The organism is Lysinibacillus sp. CD3-6, from assembly GCF_006351725.2.
Lineage (GTDB): Bacteria > Bacillota > Bacilli > Bacillales_A > Planococcaceae > Lysinibacillus.
On sequence record NZ_CP085880.1, the window covers coordinates 4,498,469 to 4,513,531 of the forward strand.

At 37.7% G+C, this 15,063-nt stretch carries 14 protein-coding genes and 2 other annotated features; of the genes, 5 read left to right on the plus strand and 9 right to left on the minus strand.

Features of this window, described 5'->3' with window-relative positions; all coding sequences use genetic code 11:
- Positions 1–58: 58 nt before the first annotated feature.
- Positions 59–553 (minus strand): SdpI family protein, encoded by a 495-nt coding sequence (locus FH508_RS22255; RefSeq protein WP_173479328.1) that lies wholly within the window; start codon positions 551–553, stop codon positions 59–61.
- A 305-nt stretch (positions 554–858) separates the two neighbouring features.
- Here FH508_RS22255 and FH508_RS22260 point away from each other — a divergent pair, with 305 nt between their 5' ends.
- Positions 859–2,553 (plus strand): methyl-accepting chemotaxis protein, encoded by a 1,695-nt coding sequence (locus FH508_RS22260; protein ID WP_173479327.1) that lies wholly within the window; start codon positions 859–861, stop codon positions 2,551–2,553.
- Positions 2,554–3,041: 488 nt separating this feature from the next.
- Positions 3,042–3,335 (plus strand) — a binding site (T-box leader).
- A 56-nt stretch (positions 3,336–3,391) separates the two neighbouring features.
- Complete coding sequence (locus FH508_RS22265; protein ID WP_173479326.1) at positions 3,392–4,963, plus strand: 2-isopropylmalate synthase; 1,572 nt, start codon at positions 3,392–3,394, stop codon at positions 4,961–4,963.
- Positions 4,964–5,063: 100 nt separating this feature from the next.
- On the opposite strand, the gene metG is transcribed toward FH508_RS22265, so the two are convergent.
- The 4 genes from metG to rsgA all read right to left on the minus strand — a co-directional run bounded on the left by metG (position 5,064) and on the right by rsgA (position 9,444).
- Positions 5,064–6,701 carry a methionine--tRNA ligase gene (gene metG / locus FH508_RS22270; protein WP_173479325.1) on the minus strand — a complete coding sequence of 546 codons (1,638 nt, stop codon included), beginning with the start codon at positions 6,699–6,701 and terminating at the stop codon, positions 5,064–5,066.
- Positions 6,702–6,860: 159 nt separating this feature from the next.
- Positions 6,861–7,122, minus strand: a binding site (T-box leader).
- 67 nt (positions 7,123–7,189) lie between these two features.
- A complete protein-coding gene (locus FH508_RS22275; protein WP_139859669.1) occupies positions 7,190–7,846 on the minus strand; it encodes an HAD hydrolase-like protein in 657 nt (218 codons plus the stop codon).
- 17 nt (positions 7,847–7,863) lie between these two features.
- Positions 7,864–8,289: a FosM family fosfomycin resistance protein gene (gene fosM, locus FH508_RS22280; RefSeq protein WP_139859671.1), complete on the minus strand. Its 426-nt coding sequence runs from the start codon at positions 8,287–8,289 to the stop codon at positions 7,864–7,866.
- Between the two features lie 84 nt (positions 8,290–8,373).
- The gene (gene rsgA, locus FH508_RS22285; RefSeq protein WP_139859672.1) at positions 8,374–9,444 is read right to left on the minus strand and encodes a ribosome small subunit-dependent GTPase A; all 1,071 of its coding nucleotides are present in this window, start codon (positions 9,442–9,444) and stop codon (positions 8,374–8,376) included.
- Positions 9,445–9,823: 379 nt separating this feature from the next.
- On the opposite strand from rsgA, the gene FH508_RS22290 reads away from it, so the two are divergent.
- Positions 9,824–10,906, plus strand: coding sequence for a type III polyketide synthase (locus FH508_RS22290; RefSeq protein ID WP_139859676.1), 1,083 nt, complete (start codon positions 9,824–9,826; stop codon positions 10,904–10,906).
- Position 10,907: 1 nt separating this feature from the next.
- Positions 10,908–11,450 (plus strand): isoprenylcysteine carboxyl methyltransferase family protein, encoded by a 543-nt coding sequence (locus tag FH508_RS22295; RefSeq protein ID WP_173479324.1) that lies wholly within the window; start codon positions 10,908–10,910, stop codon positions 11,448–11,450.
- 177 nt (positions 11,451–11,627) lie between these two features.
- Here FH508_RS22295 and FH508_RS22300 read toward each other — a convergent pair whose 3' ends face one another.
- The gene (locus FH508_RS22300) at positions 11,628–12,821 is read right to left on the minus strand and encodes a GTP-binding protein (RefSeq protein WP_173479323.1); all 1,194 of its coding nucleotides are present in this window, start codon (positions 12,819–12,821) and stop codon (positions 11,628–11,630) included.
- Positions 12,822–12,989: 168 nt separating this feature from the next.
- On the opposite strand from FH508_RS22300, the gene rpmG reads away from it, so the two are divergent.
- Positions 12,990–13,139: a 50S ribosomal protein L33 gene (rpmG, locus tag FH508_RS22305; RefSeq protein ID WP_173479322.1), complete on the plus strand. Its 150-nt coding sequence runs from the start codon at positions 12,990–12,992 to the stop codon at positions 13,137–13,139.
- A 220-nt stretch (positions 13,140–13,359) separates the two neighbouring features.
- Here rpmG and FH508_RS22310 read toward each other — a convergent pair whose 3' ends face one another.
- The 3 genes from FH508_RS22310 to FH508_RS22320 are packed head-to-tail and all read right to left on the minus strand — an operon-like array spanning position 13,360 to position 15,048.
- Positions 13,360–14,166 (minus strand): hypothetical protein, encoded by an 807-nt coding sequence (locus FH508_RS22310; protein WP_173479321.1) that lies wholly within the window; start codon positions 14,164–14,166, stop codon positions 13,360–13,362.
- Between the two features lie 14 nt (positions 14,167–14,180).
- Positions 14,181–14,480: a hypothetical protein gene (locus tag FH508_RS22315; RefSeq protein ID WP_173479320.1), complete on the minus strand. Its 300-nt coding sequence runs from the start codon at positions 14,478–14,480 to the stop codon at positions 14,181–14,183.
- Complete coding sequence (locus FH508_RS22320) at positions 14,473–15,048, minus strand: hypothetical protein (RefSeq protein WP_173479319.1); 576 nt, start codon at positions 15,046–15,048, stop codon at positions 14,473–14,475. Before FH508_RS22320 ends, FH508_RS22315 begins: the two co-directional genes overlap by 8 nt.
- Positions 15,049–15,063 lie beyond the last annotated feature (15 nt).

Consider the following 15,063-nt stretch of genomic DNA (forward strand, 5'->3'; position numbering starts at 1 on the left):
ACCTACTGTATTTGTAATTATCTAAGTTATTCTTCTTTCGTTTTCAATTCCCAGCCGATTACTTAATTTTCGATGCAGCAATTAAGCCTTTAGCGATTGGAATACCTGTGCCTATGAGTACAAGGGGCAAGAACCACCATCCTAATCCATCTGTCTTCCCTAATGCAACAAGTACCATTTCACAAGAAATGACTGCAAATAACATTAAGCAAAAGTTTTTCATTTCATTACATAATTTACGACTATTTAAATAAAATGCCTGAACGTTATCCTCATTTAAGCGCGCTGGATAATTGTGCATATGTGGTGCCTTCTCAATAAGTCCTAGAAATATCCATAAAAAAATGCCGATACCTGGTAAAATGAACAATTCTATTTTCGATCCCCATCGATCCACTTCTCCCGCACCATTAAAATGTGCTGGAATTTCTTCAGGTAGGGCGCTCCACTGAGAAATAATAAATATGATGGAGACGATAAATAATCCGCCACCAATGACGTTCAAAATTTTTTCATACCTTGTTTTCGGTAATTTTATAACGGGTCTATACATTGCTCCACATCCTCGTTTATCGTTAATTGTATTTACGTAACTTCCAGCAATTAGGTTTCAAAATTGCCTTTTTTATCATGTCATTTAGTTGCTTCTTCATAGGTAAAGACATAATAGATAGTGCAAAAAATTCCACCTTTACAAACCCACCCTGTAACTAAATTCCCTCTTATTTCATATTTTTCACTATGAATAAACTCATAATGCTTTTTAAAATACATATAATCTGCTATAAATAAGTATATATACATATTTCACTTTTTTGTAACATTTCTACTAAATTACTAGGAAGGGACTTACAATACATGCGATTTACGATTTACAAAAAATTAATTCTCGGTTTTTTTATTGTTATTTTAGTTTTAATTGGCACGATAGCTTTAAACTTTAAGCAGCTTAATTCAGTAAATGGCACTTATCAAGAGTTACTCGAAGAACAAACCCAAAAATCTATTAGCATTCAAGAGCTTAGAGTAATTGCAAAACAGGAAATTGTAAGTATGCGTGGATATCTTTTACTTGGAGATAAACAAAATCGTGATGGTAATGAATCCGCTCGTGAAGAATTTAAAGTAAAATCCGAAAGTTTAATGGCAACATTAGATTCAAAAAAATCAATTGAATTATTAGAGGCTGTCAATAAAAGTGAACAAAATGTTCAGCAATTTGCTGATCGTATGTTTTCTTTAAAGGATGCTGGCGAAACAGAAAAATATGAGAAATTGGACAGCACTCAAGGGCGACTTATTCTTAAACAATTCGATGAACGTGTTGAAAATCTAGCTAACTATCAAAGCGAAGCTGTAGAAGCAAAAATAGCTGCAACCTCAAAAGATATTGATGCTATTAAATTGAACATGATTTCTCTTGGCGTGTTTGCCGTCATCATTAGTCTGATAATTGCCATGATTATGGGAACTATCATTTCTCGACCTATCAAAGGGATGGCAAAAGCTGCGCAAAAAATTGCTGAAGGTGATTTAACAGCTGAACAAATTCGCATTAAAAATCGCGATGAAGTTGGTGATTTAGCCCTTGCCTTTAATCAAATGGCGCAAAATTTAAAAGGCTTAATTACGAATGTTAGTCAAAATACAGCTCAAGTAAGTGCTTCAGCAGCTGAGTTAACTGCAAGTGCAGATCAAACTATCCAAGCTACTGAACAAATTACATCCGCTATGCAGGAAGTCGCTAGTGGCTCTGAGGCACAAGGAAAAAATGCTACAGAAAGCTCACAAGCTATGAAAAATATGACCAACGGCATTCAACAATTAGCATCAACAACTGCTGCTGTTTCTGAACTTGCCATTGAAACAAATACGGAAGCAAACAAGGGCAATGAGTCGCTACATCGCGTCATTACGCAAATGGATACGATTAATACGGCTGTTTTGGAATCTGCCAACGTTGTCAAAAACTTAGGCAATCATTCTGTTGAGATTGGTAACATTATTAGTATTATTACGGACATCGCTGAGCAAACCAATTTACTAGCTTTGAACGCTGCTATTGAAGCAGCTCGAGCAGGTGATCATGGTCGAGGCTTTGCCGTCGTTGCTGACGAAGTGAAAAAATTAGCTGAGCAATCTAAAAAATCAGCTGAACAAATAGCAGGGTTAATTTCTGAAATTCAACAGGAGACAAACCGCGCTGTTACAGTGATGGATACAGGTACACAAGAAGTTCAAGTCGGAATGAAAGTTGTGAAAGTAGCTGAGGAAGGTTTTTCAAAAATTGTTGACCTTATTGAGCAAGTATCGAAACAAATACAAGAAGCAACAACTGTTTCAGAAGAAATGTCTTCTAGTGCAGAACAAATTTATGCGTCCTTCGATGAAATTGCGACAATTGCACAAACGTCATCTTCTAACCTTCAAAATGTAGCTTCTGCATCTGAAGAGCAGCTTGCGACAATCGAAGAAGTGGCAGCTTCTGCGGCAACTTTATCGACAATGGCTGAGGAATTGCAAACACAAGTTTCTCGCTTTAAGGTGCAATAGCTAAGTAACTGACCTTACAAAATTCAGAATTGTTTGAGTGCCTGGCACTTTAGCCCACTTCGCTTTCCGCGGGCACATCGTAGGACGCAACGAGCAGTCGCAAACACGCTGCTTGTTGCGTCCTACTTCTTGTGCGCTCGCGCAGAGTCTACAAGGGTTTTTACTTGGTTAAAATTTTCAAAATTGTTTGAGTGCCTGACACTTTATTATTTCGATCACTGCTGTTCCTGTACTTAAAGGCTGACCTTTAAAACAAATCGTACCATCTAAATCAAATACAAATTTCACCTTTCATCCTACTTTCTATGTATAAAATCCCCTCTCATTATTTCATAAAAAAAATGCCTTTATTTGTGAAATTTACTTTTTAGCATGCCACCTTACTAGTGACCTTTAAAATCACCATTATTAAAACTGAAAACAAATAATTTTTAGAATATTGTTGACATACTGACAATATCAACGTATTATAGCTTTCAACAACACATTGTTAAGCAAAGATTGGAAATAGTAAAAATGCCCGTGTACTTTTAGAGAGCCAGTGGTTGGTGTAAACTGGTAGGCACACATTTTGAACTCATCCATGAGCTACTCCCTGAACCAAAATGAGTCGGCACAACATGCCTGCATGTAAAGCAGTAAGTTGGATGACGTCCAAAAAGTAAGGGAAGTCGGTTTCCACCGTTATTGGGATAGACAGTGATAGCTGTCGATAAGGGGGCTTTTTCTTTAAAGGGAAGGTCAATTAGAGTGGTACCGCGAGCAAATAACTCGTCTCTATATTTTTATATAGAGGCGGGTTTTTTTTATTTTATTACAACAAAAGGAGTGTTTGAAAATGGGAAGAAAAATTTGGGTGTTTGATACAACTTTACGTGATGGAGAGCAAGTGCCAGGAGCAAAACTGAACTTATACGAAAAAGTAGAGATTGCACAGCAACTCAAAAAATTAGGCGTCGATATTATCGAAGCTGGTTTCCCTGCTTCTTCACAAGGAGACTTTGATGCGGTAAAAGCTGTTGCACAAAAGGTTGGCAACACAAATGACATTATGATTACAGCTTTAGCACGCGCTGTAAAAGCTGATATTGATTCCGTCTATAACGCAGTAAAATATGCAGAAAATCCAATGATTCATATGGTGCTTGGCACTTCTGATATACATGTTGAAAAGAAATTCAGTAAATCTAAAGATCAAATACTACAAATTGGCGTAGATGCTGTGAAATATGCCAAAACGCTGCTACCACAAGTACAATACTCAACAGAAGATGCTTCACGTTCAGATTTTGAGTATCTATGGAAAACGATAGAGGCTGTTATGAAGGCTGGCGCAACCATGATTAATGTGCCTGACACTGTTGGTTTCGCTGAACCAGAGGAATTTGGGGCTATGATTTATAAGCTGAACGACCGCATGAAAAATGTAAATGATAGTGTTTTATTAAGTGTACATTGTCACAATGACCTTGGTATGGCAACAGCTAACACACTTGCAGCTATTAAAAACGGTGCAGATAAAGTGGAATGTACAATTAACGGCATTGGGGAACGCGCAGGAAATGCAGCACTTGAAGAAGTAGTAATGGCACTCAAAACACGTAGTTCTGTTTACAATGCAGAGACACGCATTAACACAAGAGAAATTATGAACACTTCACGCCTTGTTTCAAGCTTTATGGGCTTGGATGTCCAAGTAAACAAAGCTATTACTGGAGATAATGCATTTGCACACTCATCTGGCATTCACCAAGATGGTCTACTTAAATCTCGTGATGCCTACGAAATCGTGCATCCAGAAGATGTAGGTCTAGATGATATGGAACTTGTCCTAACAGCTCGTTCAGGACGCCATGCTGTAAAAAATGCACTTGAAAAATTAGGCTTTTCTAATCTTTCTACTGAGGAATTCGAAGGCATTTTCGATGGTTTCCTAAAATTAGCTGATGCGAAAAAAGAAGTTTATGACCATGACTTATATGTTATCGTGGAAAGTTATTATGAAAAGCATGACGTAAATCATGCCAATGCTACTCATTATAGCGAGCAATTTTTTGATATTGAAGATTTACAAGTCGTCAGCAACACAAGCTTCCCTTCTGCTAGTGTAAAAATTCGCAAAGGTGACGAAGTATTGAAAGCAAGTGCTGTTGGTTCGGGCCCAATTGATGCATTGTATTCTGCCATCGCTGAAATTGTAAAGATTGATGTAAAGCTAGTAGAGTATAATATTAACAGTGTATCGCGTGGTAAAGAAGCGCTAGGAAAAGTTAAAATAACGATTGAGCATGACGGCGAAAAGTATATTGCAAAAGCTGCAGATACAGATATTTTAAAAGCAAGTGCGCTTGCATATATCAATGCAATTAACAGCATTGTTGTGGCGAACTTAACTCCTGTTATGAGCTAATCTACAAAGATAAAAGGCCTTAAGAATATTCTTAAGGCCTTTTATTTAGTGTCAGGCACACACACAATTTCGCGGTGTCCCCTAAAAATCAACAGTGTAATTATGAATGACTGTCATTAACTAGCTTCTGATATTCTTCTTCAATTAGCGCTACATCAAGTCGTTCAAATAGCGGTGTCACCTCGCCAATGCTTTTCGGTAGCTCCACTTGCTCATACCACATTAATTCTGTGATGCCTAACATGTCTCGAATTTTCTCTGTAGAGAACGGTAAAAATGGTTGTAGCACTTGTCCTAAATTTGCAATGATGTAGACACACGTTGCAAGCGTTTGATGACAGGCTGCTATATTCTCCTTCACCTGTAACCATGGTTGCTGCTCATCAAAATAGCGATTGGCTGCACGAATATAAGCAAAGATTTCCTCTAATCCTTGTTTAAAATGTCCCCCTTCAATCGCTACACCGACATCACTAAACAACTGTATCGTCTGTTTTCTTATAGTTCCATCTACATCAACCTGTGGTACTTGACTAGCAAATGACTTTTCTAAAAACTTCAACGTCCGATTAACAAAATTGCCGTAAGCTCCTAGCAATTCTCCATTATGACTATATATAAATTCTCGCCACGAAAAATCTGTATCACGATTTTCAGGCGCATTTATAGTTAAAAAATAACGAATAGAATCTGCGTCATAGCGGCTTAAAATATATGGCACCCAAACAGCCCAATTTTGACTTGTTGATAATTTTCTTTTTTCCAATGTTAAATATTCATTGGAGACAATATGTGTTGGCAATGCTTTCGCACCCATCCCCATCAATATCGCTGGCCAAATAACTGTATGGAACGGAATATTATCTTTGCCATGCACATAATAGGAGACTGTTTCTTCATTCCATAATTCCTCAAGCGCTATATTATGTTGTTTTGCCCATTCCATGCTTGCTGTTAAATACCCTGCTACGGCTTCAATCCACACATAAATTTTCTTCCCTTCAAAGCCAGGTACAGGCACATCAATGCCGTTTGGCAAATCTCGCGTAACTGCACGGTCTGGAACGCCTTCCGCTAAGTAGCGTTCGGTTAAACCTATTGCATTGTCTCGCCAGCGCTTATCCGCCTTTGCCTCAGCTACATAAGTTTCTAGCCTTCCTTGGAATTGACTAAATGTGAAATAAAAATGCTCTGTTTCTCGAATAACAGGCTCATTGCCACAAATTTTACAACGCTTATCGATTAATTCTAGTGGATCTAAAATTTTCGAACAATTATCGCACTGATCTCCACGTGCCTTTGCCCCGCAATTCGGACAAGTACCTTCCACAAAGCGGTCAGGTAAAAACTGTTTGTCTGTTTCACAATAAGCCTGCTCAATTTTCTTTTTGTATAAATAGTTATTTGCCATCAATTGTAGAAATATTGCCTGAACAGCTTCATGGTGATGCTGAGCATCCGTTCTCGTATATAAATCATAAGTAAATCCTAAATCATGAAAACATTGCGTGAAATCCTGATGATACCGATCTGCAATCGCACTTGTTGTCGTGTTTTCCTGTGCAGCTCGAATCGATATTGGGGTTCCATTACAATCACTACCTGAAACATACAATACGTTGTCACCTTTTTGTCGGTAATATCTAGCCAAAATATCACCTGGTAATAATGCGGCAATATGCCCTAAATGCAATGAGCCATTGGCATAAGGCCACGCTCCTCCTATTACAATTGTCATCCTAAGTTGCTCCCCTCGAATTATTAAATTTCAATCTTTTAAGCTGGCATGAAAATCAATGAGACAGCTGTCAGCGGCTTTACCTTCATTTAGAGACAAAAAGAATTTCTCTCCTTGTCCACTGTTTTTGAAGATAAAAAAAACGCCCTAATCATGACTGATTAGGACGAGTATACCCGTGTTACCACCTATATTTACAAATAGCTCACACTATTTGCCTCAATCAGTACGTCTTGCATTCATTTAAGAGATACTGCCGCTGTTGTAACGAGTGCCCATCTCGTCGTAATCTACTCACACACATGCTTTCGGTACGAAGCTCAAAGGTCATTTTCAAAAGGGTTCATTTACCTCATTTCCACCAGCAGAGGCTCTCTATTAAATGCTTGTCCAATTTACTTTTCCTTTTCAACGCTTTAATATAGTTTGGCACTATTTTACTCTTTCCCCTTATGAAATGCAATGTAAACCTTTAAATCGACCTCGCATTAGTGAGAAAAAGTAGTTAGATGCTTTGTAATATCCAGTAGATTATCTATTACAACATGTGCCTTTTGTAATTCAGCATCTTGAGCAAAATCAAAGCGAACACCTATTGAAAACAGCTGATTATCCAATGCTGCTTGGATATCAGACGCACGATCTCCAACAACAGCGCCAGCTTGAATGGCATTTTGCTCTACTACACTTTTCACCAAATCAGATTTATGACCACTTGGGATAGATTGAATACTATATGTCCCTTCTATATAACGATTCAGCTTATAGGTATCCACAATTGCTTGCAAATACTCCTTCTGTCCATTGCTCGCTATGTATAAATGATAGTCGTTCGCTAACACCGCAAGTGCTTGCTCTGCATTCGGATATAATGCACCTTTTCCATCTATTATCAGCTCAATAAGCTTGTCATGAAATAGCGCATTACTTGCTTTACGCACCTCTAATGTATGCATCGGACATAATGTTTCCCATACAACAGGCAATGAAACACCCATAATTTCACGATATTGTTCAATCGGTGTGTCCCCTTGCCATAACCCCTTTGTGCGTAGCACATCGAAAGTTGCTGTCAGTGCAGGCTCCAATATAAGATTCGTTTGAAATAAAGTACCATCCATATCGAAAATAATTGCTTTTTTCATACTATCACTCCCAATTTTTAATCATTGAAAAATTCCATATGTGTTTTTTCCTTTTTATAATACTCTAGGCGATCCTGTAACGTACCTGTATGAAACTCGAACTTATGGCCATCTGGATCTGTAAAATAAATGGACTGTTTATCCCGCACATCTCTTTGTCTGCCCGCTAAAATATTGACATTGTAATACACAAGCTTGTCATAGATTTTTTCAAAATCATCAGCATCGATAGAAAAAGCAATATGTGTATAGGAGTGCTGTATGTCGTTGCGTGGAATATCAGCTTCCTCATTTAAAGCTAGCCACAGCCCATTTAAATCAAAATAAGCAGTGCTTCTCCCTTTCACTAGTAGCTTTGCATCAAAAATATTTTGATAAAATGCAATTGATTGCTCTAAATTCGAAACAGAAAATAAAAAATGGTTAATATTTTGTATCGCCATAGGACAACTCCTTAAATGATTAACTCACTTATTAGATAGCAACTTCGCAACACAATAGCGAAGTTGCCTCTAAAAGCTTTTTAACTATTTTTTCCCCTTCTTCATACCTTTCGCAATTTGCTTCCATTTACGTTGCTCATTTAGCTTTGCTTGTATATTCGTTTTTCGTTCAATAAAAGCAAGCTCTTTTTGCAACTTAAAATAGCTTTGCAAACGTGATTGTTCGAGTGCTCCATCACTAATAGCTTGTTGCACAGCACAGTGCGGCTCCATATGATGTGTACAATCTCTATAGCGACATGCAGCTGCGAATTCTTCAATATCGCGAAAACTTGAGGATAGACTTTCACTTTGATCCCATAATTGCAACTCACGCATTCCTGGAGTATCAATTAAGCAACCCCCACTTGGCAACACAATTAATTCTCGATGTGTTGTTGTATGGCGCCCTTTCGCATCATCCTCACGAATCCCAGAAACTTTCATCAGCTCTTCTCCACTTAATGCATTCATTAAAGTGGATTTCCCCGCACCAGACGAACCGAGCAGTGCACCTGTCACTCCTTCTATAAAGAGGGTCTGAATAGCTTCTATGCCTTCACCTGATCGTGCACTAGTTACAAAAATATCCACACCAAAAGCGACAAGCTCAACCTCCCTTACCATGCTCGTAATATCTTCACATAAATCAGCCTTTGTCAGTACAATGACTGGCTTTGCGCCAGAATCCCATGCTGCTACTAAATAGCGCTCTAAACGACGAATATTAAAATCTGCATTTAAGCTCATTACAAGTAGCACAATATCGACATTCGATGCTACAATTTGTTCCTTTATTTCCTGCCCTGCAACTTTACGAGAAAAAACAGACTTTCGGTTAAATAATTTATGAATAATGGCTTTTTCTTCTCCAGCCATCTTCTCGACTAATACCCAATCTCCAACTGCTGGATAGTCTTCTCTTGCTTGCGATGTATACGCAAAATGTCCAGCGACTGTAGCTAGCCACTCTCCTTCTTCAGCAAGCACACGGTATGAATGCTTATGCTCCAATGTAACTCGCGCAGGTACACAATTTGCTAACTTTGATTCCTCTTTAAACGCAGTTAGTTGCTCTTCAAAATATGTTGAAAACCCTAATGTTGTTAAATTCAATTGTTATTCCTCCTAAATGTGTCTATCATCAATTACGCTTTTTTTGCGCAATAAGCATAAAAAAACCTTGCAACTGCAATTCGGCAGTTCCAAGGTTTCACAGGCACGTTTAAGGGAATACACAAATAACCCTTTGTCAAATAGTAGTTACGCTACAGACAAGGTCAAATTGCATAGTTTAGGCGTGTGAAATTGAACAAACCGAATTGCAGTTCGTTAAAAACGGCTCTATTCATCATGTCACATCACCTACTTCCGATTTAGATGTTACCAATATATCTAAATTTTTCAAAATTGTCAATTATATTTATCGAAGCATGTATGCCCTCCCTATAAGCATACAATGTACAAGACCACTATTTACGGAGGAGCTGTTGACTTGTCAAAAATTATTTCTATCAGTACATATCAACCACCTTACACATTGCAACAGGCAAACGCAGAGGCCTTAACGAAGGAGCTATTTTACGAAAAGATCCCGAAGCTAGAGCGTTATTTAAAAGTATTTGATAATGGTGGCATCGAGACTCGTCATTTTTGTGTACCCGCTGAGTGGCATCGCAGCGAGCATACTTTCGAAGAGCGTAACAATCTTTATATAGAGTTAGCAACGCAATATAGCGTTGAAGTCATTCAAGCCTGCTTACAAAATGAATCTTTTTTAAAGTCACCTATTTCTCCTGAAGATATTGATGCCATTATTTTTGTAAGTAGCACAGGTATATCTACACCAAGTATAGATGCACGTGTTATGAATCAGCTACCATTCTCAGATAGGTTACAGCGCATACCTTTATGGGGGTTAGGCTGTGCGGGCGGAGCTGCTGGTGTCAGTCGTGCTAATGATTATTGCAAAGCGCATCCTCAAGCAAAAGTACTTGTTGTCTGTGTCGAACTTTGTAGCCTAACCTTTCAGCAAAACGATTTTTCAAAAAGTAATTTAATCGGCGCTTCCCTTTTCGCTGATGGTGCAGCCTGCATACTCGTATGTGGAGACGAAGTAGCAATACCAACGAAAAAAGCCATTCCTTCGATAGTTACAACAGGCTCCAAGTGGATGCCTGATTCAGAAAATGTAATGGGCTGGAATATAAAAAACAACGGCCTTCATGTCGTTTTCCAAAAAAGTATTCCAGCCATTATTACGACTTGGCTCGGTCCTTTCATTGAACAGTTTTTACTTGAACAACATCTATACAGTGAACAGCTCGACCACTTTATTGCACATCCTGGCGGAAAAAAAGTATTAAAAGCTTATGAGGACACACTATTTCTTTCTGAACAAAAAACCGACATTTCTCGGGAAATATTACGTCAACATGGTAATATGTCTTCTCCTACTGTGTTGTATGTTTTAGAGCAATTTATGTTAAACAAAGGCCAAACCGATGATATTGGGTTGCTTATCGCCCTCGGTCCAGGCTTCTGTGCAGAAGCTGTATTACTTAAATGGAGGGAGTAGTATGCTTTTTTACATTATTTTAATTCTTGTTATTCTACAAAGATTAGCTGAAGTTTTAATAGCAAAACGTCATGAAAAATGGATGCTTGCCAAAGGAGCCTATGAGGTTGGTGCCTCCCATTATTCATACATGGTTGCTATGCATGTTAGCTTTTTTCTATTTTTTATTGTTGAGGTAGTTTCAAATAAAAACGGTCCATCGTCCTTATTCCCGTTATTTTTCTTATTATTTCTTCTGGTGCAAGCTTTGCGTATTTGGTGTATCCGTTCACTAGGACCATATTGGAATACGAAAATACTGATTTTGCCTGGCGCAGAAGTTGTATGCAAAGGGCCCTACACATTTATGCGCCACCCAAATTATGCCGTTGTTAGCTTGGAAATTCTTCTTTTACCACTTATGTTTCAAGCATATTTCACAGCATTTTGCTTTACGCTGTTGAACATTACGATGCTGTCGGTACGAATTCCTGTTGAGGAAAAAGCGTTACGTGATGCGACAAATTATAATCATGTATTTAAAAAGAATCTACCACAAAAATAATGTGGTAGATTCAGCTTGTCTCCTAAAGTATTCTACTTTCCATTCGTGAGTCCAAGGCAAGTGTTGAGTCTTCTCTTTAATGGTTATATGCACGTTGATTTTCAATTCGGGTTGCTGGCATTCCGTAAGCGTAATTTAATACTCATGCTACTTCTGAATTCGGCCACCCCTATTTCTTTAACTCCACTCCCAATTAAAAGGATCCTCTAGATGCTCCCATGGCTCCGCAAACTCATTCGCTGTCAACAGACATGCATCTAACTCCTTAATAATTGCACTTTTGTCCAGATCGATACCTATAATGACTAGTTGTGTCATACGGTCACCAAATTCCTCATCCCAATCCTCCAAAACCTCTGGGTCTTGTAAAAATACATCCTGTTGCTGTGTTGCTGGTAATGCCGCTACCCAATATGAAACGGGCTCAATTTTCGCAGATGAACCTGCCTGTGACAGTAGTAATGCCACTTCCTGATGTTTTGCGCTCCAAATAATACCCTTCGCACGAACAATGGATTCTGGCATATTATCACACCACTCCACAAAACGCATTGGATGGAAAGGTATTTTGCGCTTATAAGTGAATGAAGTAATGCCATATTCCTCTGTCTCGGGCGTATGATTTTCATGACCGAGTTCTAATTCTTTTAACCAGCCAGCAGATTCCGATACTCGCTCAAAATCAAAACTCCCTGTACTTAAAATTGCACTTGGCTCAATTACACCATTTATTGTACGAATTAGCTTTGCCTCAGGTTGTAATGCACGCAAAATACGCTCTAACCGTTCAAGTTCTTCTTCCGTTACGAGGTCACACTTGTTCAATACTAGCACATCACAAAATTCAATCTGGTCAATCAGAAGGTCTGCCACATCTCGCTCATCTAAATGACCAACTGCTTCCTTGCGTTCTAGCAAGCTTTCACCTGATTGAAAATCATGCCAAAAACGGTGTGCATCCACTACAGTCACCATCGTATCGAGCTGACAAAACTGTGTTAAATCTATTCCAAGCTCCTCATCCAAATAACTAAACGTTTGTGCAACTGGTATCGGTTCACTAATTCCCGTCGACTCAATTAATATATAATCAATATTTCCAAGCATCGCTAGGCGTTCAACCTCTTGCAATAAATCCTCACGTAGCGTGCAACATATACAGCCATTGGAGAGCTCTACAAACTTTTCCTCTGTTCGAGAAATACCACTACCACTTGCAATCAGTTCTGCATCAATATTAATTTCACTCATATCATTGACAATAACTGCCACACGCATATTTTTCTCATTTTGAAGAACATGATTCATCATCGTTGTTTTACCTGAACCTAAATAACCACTTAAAACTGTCACTGGAATTTTCTTTGTCATTTTCCAATCTCCTTAAATCGTAATCATTACTATTTACATTTTGTATTTTAACCATAGAGAAGCTGAAAATGCAATGTTTAACTTTTTGTGAACTGCACATTGACAATAGTATAAAAAAATAATATTGTATAAATCGTAATGATTACTATTTAAAAAGGAGTTGAAACTATGCGTGTGCAAATTACATTAGCTTGTACAGAAACAGGCGATAAAAACTACATCACAACAAAAAACAAACGAAATAGCCCCGAAAGACTGGAGCTAAAAAAATATTCCCCACGTTTGAAGCGTGTTACATTACACCGAGAAACAAAATAAAAAAGTTAATAAAAATAGCTTGCGGCTGGGACTAAGACAAAACACTTGCTGCGACCGTTATTGTCCACTATTGCGGTCGCTTTCCGCTCAGCACAACGTAAGCCGCAATCCTCGCTTGCGTGCGATCTGCTGCGTCTTACGTTGTGTGCGTTCTGAGCAGGAGTGTTTTCTACCGCTACAAACTCCAGCTTGACTTTATTTATTTTTTACAACCTGCTTTTTACGTAGTTTCATTCACATTAATTTCTATTGCAAGCTCGGTCAATTGTTGCTCTATGTCATTAAGCATTCGAACTTTCTTGTCTAGTTGTGCCTCAAAATCATTTGATTGAGCTATTATTTTTTCAATTTTAGCATTTAGATTATGAAGCAACTTAGCGTTCACTTTCGTATTGTCACCATCTAATGCTTCAGCACTTTTATTTTTGTTTTTAATATCCACTAATTCCATGGTTAATCTATTAATTTCATTGTCTTTTTCTGCTAATGCTTTAACTAAATAATCATGTACATTATTTTCGTCCTGTCTCTGTATAGCTTCGATTATAGTATTCATTTTTTCATGCGCTGCTTTTGTAAATGTACTTAACTGTATTTCGAAACTTTCCATTGCCTTCTTTTCTTCTAATACATATTCACCTTTAATAGAAAGCAACTCATCCTCGGTAGTCTTTGTTATTTGCCGTAATTCTTTATTTTCAGAACGCAAATGTTCTATCTCTCTTAATAATGTATCTATCGAAGAAATGTGCTTTTTCCGTTGAGTTTCCCTTCTCTGTATATCCTCATAATAAGCCTTGGCTTCCTTCTCATTCGTTCTTTTTAATTTCATTCGATCCATTGAAAGCTCTTTATTACGTTTCGTTAAATGAACATTTTCCCGCTCTAGTCTAAGTACGAGTGAATAATAATCGCTATCTCTAAGTCTATTTATTTCATTTTTATATTTCGCAAGTTCCGCTCTTAAAAAAATAATCATTTGCTGGAGCTGTATAGGATCGTTATTTTTAACGCTTTGATTATCCACGTTAGTACCTCCTATCACGATAGCTTTTTCAAATAATCCATTATTTCCTCAAATTGCACTTTATTATTAGCTATCAAATCATCGAGTTCGTTTATAACACGCAATTCGAACTGCCCCGTTAAATTTTCTACAGGTGCTCTATCTCCTGATAATAAATGGGAAAGCAGTAATTGCAACGTGCTTTTTTCAAGAAATGCAAAACTATTATCCCCCTCCTTTCGTAAGTCCGAGACATTATGAAGCTGATCACTCATAAAATGACGTACAATTTGGTCTAAACTTGCTTCTACGTTTTGTCCTTCTAACTCACTCATCACTTCCCTCCTGTCCAACATTAATTCCATTAAGATTAATAGGATTTAGCACTAAGACACCGTCTTGCAGCTCATCACAATATGTAAAGCCTGTTATAGTACCCGCATAGGATAAATTATGGGACCATTTTATTTGGAAATTAGTAAAAGAGATCGTCTCATTTGGCTCAATTGTTGTTTTACCTATTGGTTTAAGCCAAAATTCTGCATTATTAGAAGTATCATTTATTCGTTCCCAACTACCCGTTGTTTTTAAATTTTGATTAAAATGCTCATATACATACCTTCCCGAGAAGGAAAACGGAGAATCTTCAGGTAGTTTGATGCACAAATAAGGATTTGTTAATGGTTGATTACCTATATTGCGAATATGATATGAACCAAGACATAAACTTTCCTGTTCTGCATCATAAGAAATATTAAGTGAAGTTGTGAAATAACTAATGACACTTACATTTTTATGAAAGCCCTGTTCTTCCACTAGCTTTTTTATTTCATGGATATAAAAAGTCGTTTGCTCTTTAAGATCCTTTATTTTTCCTTCTATAGAATCTTTTTGAGTATTCATAATTAGTGCCCCCTT

What these genes read in the sequence shown, in the direction of transcription:
- FH508_RS22255 (WP_173479328.1), bottom strand. Translation starts at nt 553, where the DNA reads ATGTATAGACCCGTTATAAAATTACCGAAAACAAGGTATGAAAAAATT.
- FH508_RS22260 (WP_173479327.1), top strand. Translation starts at nt 859, where the DNA reads ATGCGATTTACGATTTACAAAAAATTAATTCTCGGTTTTTTTATTGTT.
- FH508_RS22265 (WP_173479326.1), top strand. Translation starts at nt 3,392, where the DNA reads ATGGGAAGAAAAATTTGGGTGTTTGATACAACTTTACGTGATGGAGAG.
- metG (WP_173479325.1), bottom strand. Translation starts at nt 6,701, where the DNA reads ATGACAATTGTAATAGGAGGAGCGTGGCCTTATGCCAATGGCTCATTG.
- FH508_RS22275 (WP_139859669.1), bottom strand. Translation starts at nt 7,846, where the DNA reads ATGAAAAAAGCAATTATTTTCGATATGGATGGTACTTTATTTCAAACG.
- fosM (WP_139859671.1), bottom strand. Translation starts at nt 8,289, where the DNA reads ATGGCGATACAAAATATTAACCATTTTTTATTTTCTGTTTCGAATTTA.
- FH508_RS22295 (WP_173479324.1), top strand. Translation starts at nt 10,908, where the DNA reads ATGCTTTTTTACATTATTTTAATTCTTGTTATTCTACAAAGATTAGCT.
- FH508_RS22300 (WP_173479323.1), bottom strand. Translation starts at nt 12,821, where the DNA reads ATGACAAAGAAAATTCCAGTGACAGTTTTAAGTGGTTATTTAGGTTCA.
- rpmG (WP_173479322.1), top strand. Translation starts at nt 12,990, where the DNA reads ATGCGTGTGCAAATTACATTAGCTTGTACAGAAACAGGCGATAAAAAC.
- FH508_RS22315 (WP_173479320.1), bottom strand. Translation starts at nt 14,480, where the DNA reads ATGAGTGAGTTAGAAGGACAAAACGTAGAAGCAAGTTTAGACCAAATT.
- FH508_RS22320 (WP_173479319.1), bottom strand. Translation starts at nt 15,048, where the DNA reads ATGAATACTCAAAAAGATTCTATAGAAGGAAAAATAAAGGATCTTAAA.